7 protein-coding genes are annotated in these 12848 nt (G+C 51.5%); 1 reads left to right on the forward strand and 6 read right to left on the reverse strand.

All coding sequences use genetic code 11. The features are described 5' to 3' along the window. Positions 1-97: 97 nt before the first annotated feature. From PBOR_RS32885 to PBOR_RS32905, 5 genes are all read right to left on the reverse strand, one after another. Positions 98-2107 (reverse strand): putative bifunctional diguanylate cyclase/phosphodiesterase, encoded by a 2010-nt coding sequence (locus PBOR_RS32885; protein ID WP_042218209.1) that lies wholly within the window; start codon positions 2105-2107, stop codon positions 98-100. A gap of 224 nt (positions 2108-2331) precedes the next feature. Next, a complete protein-coding gene (locus tag PBOR_RS32890; RefSeq protein ID WP_167549588.1) occupies positions 2332-4032 on the reverse strand; it encodes a hypothetical protein in 1701 nt (566 codons plus the stop codon). Beyond that, the gene (locus tag PBOR_RS32895; protein WP_218918872.1) at positions 3989-4789 is read right to left on the reverse strand and encodes an ABC transporter ATP-binding protein; all 801 of its coding nucleotides are present in this window, start codon (positions 4787-4789) and stop codon (positions 3989-3991) included. Before PBOR_RS32895 ends, PBOR_RS32890 begins: the two co-directional genes overlap by 44 nt. Before the next feature lie 227 nt (positions 4790-5016). Then, a complete protein-coding gene (locus tag PBOR_RS32900) occupies positions 5017-8748 on the reverse strand; it encodes an S-layer homology domain-containing protein (protein ID WP_042218212.1) in 3732 nt (1243 codons plus the stop codon). Between the two features lie 78 nt (positions 8749-8826). Next, complete coding sequence (locus PBOR_RS32905; protein WP_052429748.1) at positions 8827-9645, reverse strand: hypothetical protein; 819 nt, start codon at positions 9643-9645, stop codon at positions 8827-8829. A gap of 437 nt (positions 9646-10082) precedes the next feature. On the opposite strand from PBOR_RS32905, the gene PBOR_RS32910 reads away from it, so the two are divergent. Beyond that, the gene (locus PBOR_RS32910; RefSeq protein WP_174479839.1) at positions 10083-11450 is read left to right on the forward strand and encodes a dicarboxylate/amino acid:cation symporter; all 1368 of its coding nucleotides are present in this window, start codon (positions 10083-10085) and stop codon (positions 11448-11450) included. Between the two features lie 380 nt (positions 11451-11830). Here the strand turns inward: PBOR_RS32910 and PBOR_RS32915 are convergent, their stop codons facing one another. Beyond that, positions 11831-12829, reverse strand: coding sequence for a Gfo/Idh/MocA family protein (locus PBOR_RS32915; RefSeq protein WP_042218214.1), 999 nt, complete (start codon positions 12827-12829; stop codon positions 11831-11833). Positions 12830-12848: the final 19 nt, after the last annotated feature.

A 12848-nucleotide genomic window follows, 5' to 3' on the forward strand; every position in this document is an offset into this window, starting at 1 on the left:
TTCGGGGACTCGGAGCAAATAAATTTTTATTTTCAAAAAAAGGCTGTCCCGCTCGTGGAATGATCCACGGCCGGGACAGCCTTTTGTCGGACTAACTTCATGCCGTATTCTCTATAAACCATTGACCCAGTTCATTGACCGGCATTGGACGGCCGTAGTAGAACCCCTGCATCACCCTGCAGCCGAGGGATTGCAGCAGTTCAATCTGCTCTGTAGTCTCTACGCCTTCGGCAACAACCTCCATATTGAGATTGCTGGCTATGGCAATGATATTACTGATGATAGCTTTCTTAGAGTGCATCTTACTCTTGCGGATGAACACCTGATCAATCTTCAGTGTATTGACCGGGATCTCATCCAGATTGCCCAGGGAAGAGAAGCCTGTCCCGAAATCATCCAGCGAGACTCTTACTCCAAGATTCCGCAGCTTGGAGAGCTGGGCAACCGTTTCTTCCATATTGTTCATCGCAATGGATTCTGTAATCTCAAGCTCAAGGAAATGCGGCTCCAGACCCGCACGCGACAGCGCTTCTTCCACCACATCGTACAGACTCCCATTCTCAAACATCCGGGCCGACATGTTGATTGAAACCGCTACATTCGCAACCTTCGCCTTATGCCAGAGCATATTCTGTCCGCATACATCATGCAGCATCCAGTAGGTAATCGGCACGATCAGGCCCGTCTCCTCGGCAATCGGAATGAATTCCCCCGGAGAGATAATACCATGCTCCGGATGTCTCCAGCGCAGAAGCGCTTCAAGACCTACCGTAACATTCATAAGCGAATCCCATTTCGGCTGGTAGACGACCATGAACTCCGACCGGGCCAGGGCCTTGCGCAGATCCTTCTCCAGCGACATCCGCCGTACCTGATGGCGGTTCATCTCCAGATCGAACACACTGAACTTGTTCTTACCCGAGTCCTTGGAGGTATACAAGGCTGTATCTGCAGCCTTCATTAGCGCCGAACGGTCCGTTCCATGTGCCGGGGTCATACTGATCCCTACACTGGCCGTTACATAGAGTTCATTGCCTTCGATGCTATAAGACTTCTTAAGCTCCTGCAGAATATGCTGCGCTTCTTCCTCCGCTGCTCCGATCGTACAATCGGGCAGCGCAATCAGGAATTCATCACCGCCCAGGCGGAAGACCTTGCCCTTCCCGCCCACACAGCGGGTCAGCCTTTCTGAGACTTCCCGCAGCAGCAGGTCGCCGATATCATGTCCCAGCGTGTCATTAATGGATTTGAAGCGGTCTAAGTCGACAAAGAACACGGCTCCCGAGTTGCCTCCGAAGAAATCATCCTTGAAATAACGCTCCAGGCCATGCCGGTTCGGCAATTCGGTAAGCGGATCATGGTAAGCCATACGCTCCAGCACATGCCTGTCGAGAAACACAGCTCCGCCGGAGAGTGCCAGCATAAACAGGGTAACCAGCGAGATGCCGGTCAGCAGAATGACATCGGCCTCCATGAGCACAGGATTCGTTCCCGGCCAGTTCTCATACTGCAGATGGCTTGTTGTCAGGCTGGTATAATGCATTCCGGTAACGGCAAGAGCGATGGACAGGGCTGAATACAGCTTCCAGCGGCTAAAGCCTGTATAATCCTTAAATCTGCGGAACATAAATACTCCGGTATAGGCGGCGAGCAGAGCAATCAATACGGACAAGACCTGGGTCTTAATCTCATAATGAACCTTTGCCTCCATCACCATGGAGGACATTCCGATATAATGCATAAGTGAGATGCCGCCGCCCAGTACTGCACCTCCGATAAGAAACCGCCACATTCTCTGGCGGGAAGCCGTCGCTATCTGGAGTGCCGCATAACAGGAGAACATACTGACGAGCAGGGACAGAACGGCTGTACCCGGATGGTAGCTGACCTTGAAAGGCAGATGGCTGGCCAGAATGCCTACAAAATGCATGGCCCAGATTCCGCTTCCAAGCACGCAGGCACCAGAGAGCAGCCAAAGACGCCTGACCCGGCCCATGGAATGGGAAACCTGTGAAATCAGATTAAGCGCAGAGTAGGCTGCAGTCGCAGCAAGCGCGAAAGATAGTAAAACAATCCAAATATTATAGTGGATTCCCATTTGATCCATAGTTGACCTCTTCACCGGTTTTATTATCATCGTCGTTTTCAGTGTTATTCTCAAGTTAAATCAATATACGAATAGTAGATAAATGGAAGAGTGCATAAAGATTATAGGCGATCCCTGAAATATAACTTTAGCTGTATTTTACCTTGTATTTGGCAGACTGTCTAAGTAAATCCTGGAACTTAGACCCTTTTTTTAATGTCGGCAAAAAATGTCCATATTTGGCGTCATCCCCCCGCGCGAAGGTCTGGAAACCGGCCGCTGCGCGAAGCCTCCGGCAGGAAGGCCCGGTGCCAAACCCAGCCATTTACGGCTGCCAGAATTACCAGATAGATGTATATTCCTGCGGGAATTAATGTGAATACATAATGCACCCCGGCCAGTCCCGCCAGAATAAACAGCTGTACAAAAGCAATGCCGGTGAATTCCTTATTCCGCGCAGCTTCATACTTCTCCGAGAACGGCAGTGCCTTGGGAAAAAGAAGAAAGCACAGGACCGAATACAGCAGCAGCGCAAGCAGTACGGCTGCCATATCAGCAATGATTCTTGACCCGAACAACCCGATGAACACGGCTGCCTCCAGAATAAACAGAGGCACCAGCAGCTTAAGCACCACTGCCTTCAGCATTCCGCGGTATACCATGGCTGTTCCCGGCAGGGGGATCACTTTATAGATCCATGCGCCTTTGTAGCTGGCGGAGTAGCGGAGCATTTGTACAGCCGTCATCATCAGGAGAGCACTGTAATAGATAAACAGAAACGACCGGGAGCCTCTGATGGCTGCCAGGTCCCCGCTCCATACCTGATTGAAGATAAAGATAAAGGGCAGCACCAGGGATAAGCCTATTGTCGGATATACCCTAAGCTTGAATTCCCGTTCATGCTTCATCATCGACCAGGTGAAGCGGAAGAACATCGCCTCTTCCTTGTTCCGGCATGTAATCTCCGACAGCCTGCGGGATATACGCCCGCCCCCCTGTCCTGCCGCGCCTTGTTCAGCCAGCTTCTGGAGACTGCGTTCAAACAGCGGCATCAGCCGGATATAGGCTGCAAACAACACGACTGGAGCAACGAGAGCGAGTATAGCCAGGATAGTAAGATGCCTGCCTTCCGCTCCGCCAACCAGCAGCTCAAACGGAGCTCCGAACCAGACGGGAGGCAGCGCGAAGTGCCACCAAGCAGGAGTGAAATTCAGGCCGAACTCTGTGATATTGAACAGGCGCGATACAAGCTGAGCACCGACAGTTACGCCAACGGATAGAATAATCTGTACATAATTGATGATGTCCTTAAGCTTTTCACCGTCAAAAAACCTTAGAATGAGCAGATAGACCAGCGCAGTAAACACCAGAATGAAGCCGTCCATCAGGATGATCTCCGCAGCATACAGAAAGAAGAATAAGGCTCCATGCCGGAACAGTGAGAATAGGAGTGAAGGACCGGTGAAGGTCAGCGTTAACGTGAGCAAATAGATCAGAATATGTATGCTTTTGGCCATGTTTAGCGTCCTGCGGTCCACCGGCTTGGAGAAGAGGATGTTTTTGTCCCGCAAATCCAGCATGACTGTCGAGAAATCAGATATCAGTGTCGTTGTGATCATGAACATCACTATACTGAACAGCAGGCTCATGGTCAGGATATAATTGCCTGCAGGTGCAACCAGCGCGATCAGCATCAGCCCCAGCAGCAGATACAGCCACTGTACCCGGAACGGAGAGCCTTCCATATTCAGCTTGGGTTCCTGCGTTCCCGAGAATATCGTAGGTGTCCGCCGGCCGTCCATCGTGAGCTTAACCTGAAGAATGCGGCGCATTACAGCATAATCGGCTCCAAGCGCCCTAAACATCCACTGCACCCGGTCCAGCAGCTTCAGTACAAAGAAATCACTCATGCGGCGCACCTTCTCCAATAACAGCAACGAACTCACTCGCGATCTCCCTGTACTTGTCAAAGCCGGTCAGCTGATTGAAAATCTCCTCCAGCGAGCCCTCCCGGCTCTGCTCACGCAGCTGCGCGAACGTTCCGTCCGCAACGATATCTCCCCCGTCCAGCAAAATAATCCGGCTGCTGATCTTCTCCACTACGTCCATAATATGCGAGGAATAAAAGATCGTTTTGCCCCTGGCCGCAAGTGTTGCAAAAATCTCCTTCACCACCATTACACTGTTGGCATCCAGACCGCTGAGCGGCTCGTCCAGGAACAGAATATCCGGGTCATGCAGCATGCTGGCAATCAGCAGCACCTTCTGCTTCATACCCTTGGAGTAGGAGGCAATCCGCATATCGTAAGCTTTGTCCAGGTTCAGCAGCCGCATCAGCTTCTCCGCCCTGAGATCAGCGTCCGTATTCCTCATCCCGTACAGCTCTCCGGTAAATGTAAGATATTCCCTGGCAGTCAGGCTGTCATACAGTTCCGCTACCTCCGGCACATAGCCGATTCTTCTTTTATAGGCCGTGTCCCCGTCTGAGATATCTCTGCCAAAAATACGCACGGTCCCGTTATAGCCTTCCACGAGCCCCAGCATGATTTTGACAGTGGTGCTCTTGCCGGCGCCATTGGGTCCGATATATCCGATAATCTGCCCGCGGTATACCTCCAGATCAATTCCCCGCAGCACCATTCTGTCACTGTAATTCATCCATAATCCTGCAATTGAAATGACCGGTTCTTCTGTAGAATCCACTAGCCTTCTCCCCCTTCGGCATACACGTCCATTATCTTCAAAATATAATTTAACCGTTGTCCCTATTTTAGCAAATTTTAACACCCGCTACCTGTGAATTATCGCAACGAATGCGCAATACAGAACGAAAACGACAAATAACCCCACAAAGTGGGGCTTAAGAAGTTCTTATCTATTCAAAAAGGGCGGCCCGCCGGCCGCCCTTAGAGAAAATGTTATCCTATCAATTACCGGGCCAGCAGGTTGTAAATTACCTGTGCCGCTTCGGCCCGTGTGGAGAATTCCAAGGGATGGATTCTGCCGTTGTCACCTTCTACTACGCCGCGCTGCACAAGTGCCTGCAGAGCTTCCTGTGCGTAGACTGCAACCTGCGGCGCATCGCTGTAAGCGGAGAGCGCCAGATCTTTTGTCGGATCCGGCAGCTGGCCCAGAACATTCAGCGCACGGTACAGCAGGGTGAACAGCTCCTGCCGCGTAATCTGGTTATCCGGCTTAAACTGGTTATCCCCGGAACCGGTGGCAATACCCAGATTCTTGGCAGCAGCCAGATAGTCCGAATAATAGGTTGTTCCTGCATCCGTAAAGTTGGCTGCTGCGCCGCTTTCCGGTGCTATTCCGTAAGCTTTGAGCAGCAGGACAATGAATTGGCCTCTGGTTACTAAGCCGTTCGGACTGTAATTGCTATTATCCGTGCCCGAAGTGATGCCTCTGGCCGCCAGGAAGCTTACAGCATTGTTATACCAGGCAGTTTCAGCTATATCAGCAAATGCGACCTTATTGTAGGCAATAATATATTGCGAGAAATGGGTGGTTACAAATTCAACTGCTCCGGCCGTTGCATTGTACTTGCCTTGTACAACATCCAGGCCGCCTTCCTGATTGATATTGTATACGATAATAGAGTGTGCTTGCTCACCTGCCAGCGGTGTGTAAGGAAGACTAACCTGCACCTTGCCTCCACCGAATACAGTCACTTTGCTGTCTCCTGCCTGCACAGTCAGGTCGTATACCGGTCTGTCTCCGAGCACGGCTTTGCCTTCCTCAGTCAGGGATACCTTCGCTATTCTAATGAGGATGGCTCCGCTATCCGCAGCCGCACTGATGCCGGCCACAGCAGTAGCATCGAACGTGATCTGTCCGACGTTAAGGATATTAATCTTAAGACCGGCATTCGTGGCAGAAGCGGCTTCATTAAATGCACTTCTTGGAATACTGAGTTCTGCAGTCTTGGTATTGGCCTCTGCGGCAACTCTGATTTCCAGAACTGCCTTCTTGCCTTCTGCCTCCGCAGCTTTGGCACTGTTCACAAGACCGGCAACTGCTTCTGCAGAAATAGAAGCTGTAGTTACTCCTGTAGCTGTATCCGTTGTAGCAGCAGCGGCCGCCACTGCAGTTACGGTATTCCCGGATGTCGTAGCGGATGGGGATGGGGCCGGACTGGCACTTGGTACCGGCACAACAGAAGTTCCGCCGCCATTGTTCCCGCTTCCGCTATCCGGATTCGATGCCGGCGCATATGCCGGTACGACAACACTGGTATCCGGACTTGCCTTGTAGCCGAGCTTAGCCGCAGCTCTGACATTATAGGTTCCGGCGGACAGGCCCGTAATTTCCTTGTCCGGGGCCGGTGTGTATGCAGAGGCCGTGGACAGCTTATATTCAAGTGCTGTGGTGGTGCCTGTAATGGCTCCGTTCTTATTCTCGGATGAGGTTGGGGCAACACCTTTAAGGCCGTTTGGTGCTGCTTGTTCCTGAATATTGCCCGGAACAACCACTTTTGCTACCGGACTGGCGGTGTAGCCTTCTTTTGCCGGATATCTCAGATCGTACACTCCCGGGATTAAGCCCGTGGTTTCTCCTTCTCCCGCATAGACATAGGCTGTAACCGTAGACAGCTTGATCTGTAATTGACCGGTAGTTCCTGTAATCTTCCCGTCTTTGTTCTCCCAGGTTGTCGGCTTCACTCCCGTAAGTCCGGCAGGTGCCGCCTGTCTCTCCGTGAAGGCAGGAATCGTAACATTCACCTCAGGGCTTGCCGGAATCTCATCCTTAGCAATATATCTTACCTGATAGATTCCAGGTGTGAGATTCACTGGCGGTGCATCCTTGGCATACGTATATTCCGTTACCGTTGCCAGCTTGTACTCCAGCGATTGCAGCTCCTCAGTACTCAACGGCCCTCTTGCACCGCTGATCTGCCCATCCGTATTCGCTGCCGATGTCGGCGGAAGTCCCTTCAACCCTGCCGGGGCCGCCTGCTCTCCGGGCAGCGGCACAACAACCTCTACTGCTTCTCCCGCAGCATAAGGTATGGTCGTGGTTCCTTCCGGTTTAATAATAGGGCCCTGAGAGCCCGTAGTAGCTTTATACCGTACAAGATAAGTCCCCGGATCCAAGCCCGAAATGGTATCACCTGCCGCCGGTTGATACTCATAAACCGAATCCTGTACCGTCTTATATTTGTATTCCAGCTGGTCATTGGCTCCTCTGATGGTTCCGTCCGCACTGCCATACAGCCCCGTAGGCACAGCCGCTAATCTGGAATAAATCGTGTTTAATGCTTGAATAGCATTAATGTATCTGGCTCCGTCGGAGTATCCGCTGCTTACATACCCGGGCTGGATATTCGTCCAGGAGTACATCAGCTCCACATGCCCAAGAATAGGGGCGCTTTCTCCGGCAGCATCCTTGTTGTCTTTGTTGTACGTAAAGAGATACGGCACCTGAAGCCTGTCACCGGTGACTGTCTGGTTCAGATCATTCACATAACTGATCACAGAAGGCTTAGCTGCCTGATTGTTCTCTGTCTTGATATTGGTAAGGTAGGTATTAACCAGATCAACATACAGATTGGCATACGGATGATTGCTCGTTCTGATCTGCAGCTCATTGTTATTATGGGGGTTGGCCCGTCCGCTTGTTCCGGTGTTATTGCCGGACTCCGCTACCGTCAGACCCGCATCAAGCTTCGTATCAAAGAAATAGATCTTGCTAATATTATGGGCTATCGCCTGTTCATTTATATATTTGATAATGGCCTGGGTATTCGGGCACCACGAGCCCCCGAACAGCAGTGCATAATTCCCGTCACTGGCCAAAATCTGCTGCAGCTGATGATAGGTGACATGCTCCAATACAAGGTCCTTATCCTCCGGCGTAAAAATAATATTCCCGTTGTTCTCTCCGGCATAGTTGCGGTTGAACGCTGATTTAATATACTCGGACTCATTAATCACACTATAGGCGGAGGCTGCTTCAAACACCTGACGCACAGAAGCCTTATAATCATTGACCTTGGCTGAGTCAAGCTGGCCGTCTGTCAGAAATTGCTCCCAGGACTTTCCGTCCTTCAGATAAGAAACAACAGGTGCGCTGTTGCCCTGCGGATCCTTATGATCCTTGTTGTACAAGAACAGGAATGGGGAATCAATCTTGTTGGCAGTAACCGTCTCGCCAGCCGCGTTCACATAACTGACGTTGTGCTGCGGATCAGTCTTGTCGTACAGCGAAAGATTCTTCAAATACTTGTTGACCAGATCCACATATTTATAGGCATAGGGATTATTGCTGTCTGCAATGTCAAGTGTGGCCCCGTCCAGCTTAGTATCAAAATTATAGATCACAGGCACATTAATGCCTGTTTCCTTGGCAACCTCATTGATAAAACCGATATCCGCCTGTGTGTTCCCGCTCCAGGTGCCGCCAACCAGCACGGCATAGGTACCCTCACTCTCAAACAGATTGGCGATATCTTCATATGTAGCCGTCTTATATACATGGTTCCGGTCATTCAGCTTTGGATAATTCTCATAAAAATAATTATATGTGCTGACTGCTCCAGCGCTGACTGCTGGCAGAACCGGCTCTGCAGCCGCCTTGCCGGGGATACCCGGCAAGACAAGGAGTGCAGCCGCCAGCAGCGGTGCGAGGATTTTTTTTAGTTTTTGTTGTGTTTTCATTAGTTGCACCTCAACTTTATCTTTTTTCTGTACTTTGCAATAACCAGTCTGCCCGTCAGTTAGTAAGCAACGGAAATCTTAAGGGCAGACTTCCTCTACAGCAGCCGGGGCCGGGGCAGGAGCAGGATTGCTCACAGCAGGCGCCGGGGCAGAGGTGTCGGCAGTTTGAGATGAGGAACTGCCGGAAGCCGGCGCTGAGGACGTGCTGGCGGCCGGGGCTGATGCTGGTGCGTTTGCACTCGCTTTGACTACCTCGGTTGTAGAGAATGTCACCTTCTTCTGAGCCGGCTGTTCGGTGGCCTGAGCGGCCGGGGCTGGGGCTGCCGTTTTAACCGGAGCGGCGGATGGTTGCACAGCTGCTGCCGTCTGCGGAGCGGCAGTTGCCTTCGGAGCGGCTGTAGCTTTGGGAGCCGCAGTCGCTTGGGCTTGGGCAGCTACAGCTGCTGCATCAGTCTTGGCAGCAGCCTGCGGCTGTGCCTCCTTAGCCGCAGGAGCGGCAGCCACTTGGGCCTTGGCGTCAGCCTGGACAACCTCTGCCGTGCCGGCGGATGCTGCCGCAACCGTCTTGCCGGCCTCAGGTGCAGAATTCACAGAAGCCGGCGCGGCAGAAGCTTTTGCCGTGTCTGCAACAACGGGCGCTGCTGGCGCCTCGGCCGTTTCTGTTGAAGCAGCAGTTGCCGCTTCAGCCTTAACAGGCTCCGCCGCAGGAGCGGCTGAGACTGCTTCGGCCGGAGCTTCCACAGGTGCCGCGGCATTGGCAGCTTCGGCTGCTGCTTCCACAACTACCGGTGTTGCGGCTGCTTCAGCCTTGTTGTCCTGCTTGGCGGATACTGCCGCATATGTCAGTGCCGAGAAAACTACGGCTGCAGTAATTACGGATACAGTAAGCTTTTTCATAGATGTAACCATCCCTTTCACTTTGCCCTTGGCAGTTTTTTTGGAAAACTAAATCACTCATCACAAAAAGACTCAACAAGACGCACTCTTCGCGCGCTCATTGAATCTCTGGCGTTCCAGTCGATTCATCTTAATGAATACTGCTCCTACAGCAGCTGCATCCCCCCTTTTGGATAAAAAAAGAGACCCAACAAAACGCATGTTTATGCGCTTCTGTTGAATCTCTGGCGGTCCAGTGGATTCCTAAAATCACTTGCGGATAAATTCCATATTATTCATCCTTCCATCCCTTGTCAATTAAAATTTTATTTTTCTCATCTGTTTTATCGGATTAAATAAAATTAACATATTTATACATTGACATTCATAAAATTTGTCTATAGATTTGAACTCATTATTCCCATCAACAAACTAGTCTTAGGAGGTCTTTAGCTGGAATGAACAACATTGACAACAACTTATTGTCAGCCATTGAGACAAACTGGTATGGCTTCGTGGTTTCCATTTTTGTGTTTGCCATTCTTTATTTTTTGGCCCGCAAACGGATCGGTTTCGGCACCCGGGTACTGACCGGACTCGGAATTGGTCTGCTCGCGGGAATATTTTTTCAGTACTTTGAATTCGAAACCAATGCTATCACTACCTTCGGCAGTATTTATGTCAGTCTGATCCGCATGCTCGTTGTGCCGCTCGTATTCATTCTGGTGCTCAACAGCATATCCTCACTAACCAATCTTGAATACCTGCGTAAAATCGGAATCAAAACCTTCGCCTGGTTCCTTGGAACAACCGGAATTGCCTCTGTTATCGGACTATCTGTTGCTCTGCTGTTCAACCCGGGCAAAGGCATTCAGCAAGCTGTGCCAGAGGGCTTCACAGCCCGTGAGATCCCCACGTTCTCTCAGGTTATTCTCGATCTCGTGCCGTCTAATCCTGTAAATGAGGCAGCTACCGGCAAGGTGGTTCCGCTGCTTATTTTCGCTATCTTCCTGGCAGTGGCTATTATCAAAATCGGCTCCAAAAAACCGGAAGCCGTCAAACCTGTGCGCGATCTTATCGAATCCCTGACCCTGGTGCTGCACCAGGTGGTCAAATTTGTGATCCGGTTAACTCCTTACGGCGTGTTTGCACTGATTGCCGGAATCACGGCACGTTATGGCTGGGAGACACTTCAGGAGCTGGGCAGCGTCATTGTAACCTCTTATGTCGCCTTGATTCTGCACTTTGTCCTGGTCTTTGGCGGACTGGTGCTGCTCGTGGTCAAAGTAAATCCGATCCGCTTCTTCCGCAAAGTGTATCCGACACTCACTGTCGCATTCACCACCAGAAGCAGCTATGCCACACTTCCGGTAAATCTCGAGGTTATCACGAAACGTCTTCATGTCTCTCCGCGGATTGCCAGCTTCGTCGCTCCGCTTGGCGCATCCGTCAACTTCAATGGCTGCGGAGGCGTATGGCCTGCCATTGTGGCCGTCTTTACGGCTCAGGTCTATGGCATCCAGCTTACCGGAACCGACTATGTCACACTGGTGCTGGTTAGCATCATCTCCTCCATCGGGGTAGCAGGTGTACCCGGACCTGCTGTAATCTCAACAACCGTTGTATTAACGGCACTAGGCCTTCCGCTAGAAGGGATAGCCATCGTTGCAGGGGTAGAAGCGCTGATTGATATGGGCCGTACTGCAGTCAATGCTACCGGAACTGCCGTCACTGCCCTGCTGGTCGCCAATTCTGAAGGTGAATTTGACCGCGAAGCCTTCAACCGCAACGATAACGAGGATGAAATTCTCCTGAACGTAATATAATCACGGTACATGCAATATGCTTAATTGCACTTTGTACAACTAAAGCATCTGATTTACAATCAATTATCCGTTTAGTTGTATTTCGTACATTTAAAAAGCCCTTGCAGATGGGTTCTCACCGATTCGGGCAGATTTAGTTGTACAGAATACAGTTATAAGATGCAAGCACACCTTTTCGCTGTTTTTAATTGCACATTATACAACTATCATTGAATTTCCACTTGGAACCTGCTGCATTGTTGAATCAGCTCATTTCCCTTGTGCAGATGTTGCACTAGAGCATAAAGACATACAGAAACGGATACCGCCCATGGGACGGTATCCGTTTCTCTTTGAAAGAATATTTATTCATGAAGGGAGCTTATTATCTCCTGTGATGACTACACCAGGCTGATTCTTTCCCGCTTTCGGGCAGATTCCAGACAGCTCTCAATCAGCTTCATATTAAGCACCGGGTCCTCAGCGGCGATCCAAGGCTTGCCGCTGAACACCGCTGTGGCGAAATGATCCGCCTGCTGGACGTAAGGATTGGCTCCGAAGGCTTCAACATGCCGGGGCTCTCCGCTGCTGCCATACACGAAGAACTCCGCATCATCGAACCTGGCGTTGAACGGCATCGGGATTTCGATTCTCCCGTCCGTGCCGAGCACCTCCAGCAGCTGGCGGTTATATGCCCACATGCCGCAATCGAAGATCAGGCTCCGCCCGCCGGGGAACTCCACCAGGCCGGAGGCCATCATGTCTACGTTATCATGCTCCGGAGAGAAGAGCGCCTGAACGGTTACCGCCTCCGGCTCTGCGCCGAACAGCAGGCGCGCCGCTGTGAGCGGGTAACAGCCGACATCATACAGCGATCCGCCTCCCCAGGCAGAATTGAAGCGGATATTGGAAGTATCCGTTGCATCGTTATAGGTAAATGTGCCGCGGATGGAACGCAAATCCCCAATCTCACCGCCCGCTATAATCTCCTGCAGCTCTGTGATCCGCGGATGGTGGCGGTACATGTAAGCCTCCGCCAAATGGACCCCTGCCTTCCGGCAAGCTTCCACCATCTCGGCAGCCTCACGGCTGTCCAGTGCAATCGGCTTCTCGCACAGGACATGCTTGCCTGCTTCCGCCGCGCGGATCACCCATTCACAGTGCAGATGGTTCGGAAGCGGTATATAGACCGCATCGACATCCGGGTCAGCCAGCAGTTCTTCATAGCTGCCATATGCCTTCCCGATGCTGAACTCAGCGGCTACCGCGCTGCTCTTCTCAAGCCCCCGGCTGGCAACCGCAGTGATCACTCCGGTCTCTGACTCCTGGATGGCCGGCATGACCGATCCTGTGGCGATCTGCGCACAGCCCATAATTCCCCAACGAAGCTTCTGTGTCATAGTTATACACCTTCCTTAT

The organism is Paenibacillus borealis (genome assembly GCF_000758665.1).
GTDB lineage: Bacteria > Bacillota > Bacilli > Paenibacillales > Paenibacillaceae > Paenibacillus_AQ > Paenibacillus_AQ borealis.

Bases quoted from the DNA above. Each gene is read 5' to 3' on its own strand.
- PBOR_RS32905 (WP_052429748.1), bottom strand. From the start codon at position 9,645: ATGAAAAAGCTTACTGTATCCGTAATTACTGCAGCCGTAGTTTTCTCG.
- PBOR_RS32900 (WP_042218212.1), bottom strand. From the start codon at position 8,748: ATGAAAACACAACAAAAACTAAAAAAAATCCTCGCACCGCTGCTGGCG.
- PBOR_RS32910 (WP_174479839.1), top strand. From the start codon at position 10,083: ATGAACAACATTGACAACAACTTATTGTCAGCCATTGAGACAAACTGG.
- PBOR_RS32885 (WP_042218209.1), bottom strand. From the start codon at position 2,107: ATGGATCAAATGGGAATCCACTATAATATTTGGATTGTTTTACTATCT.
- PBOR_RS32915 (WP_042218214.1), bottom strand. From the start codon at position 12,829: ATGACACAGAAGCTTCGTTGGGGAATTATGGGCTGTGCGCAGATCGCC.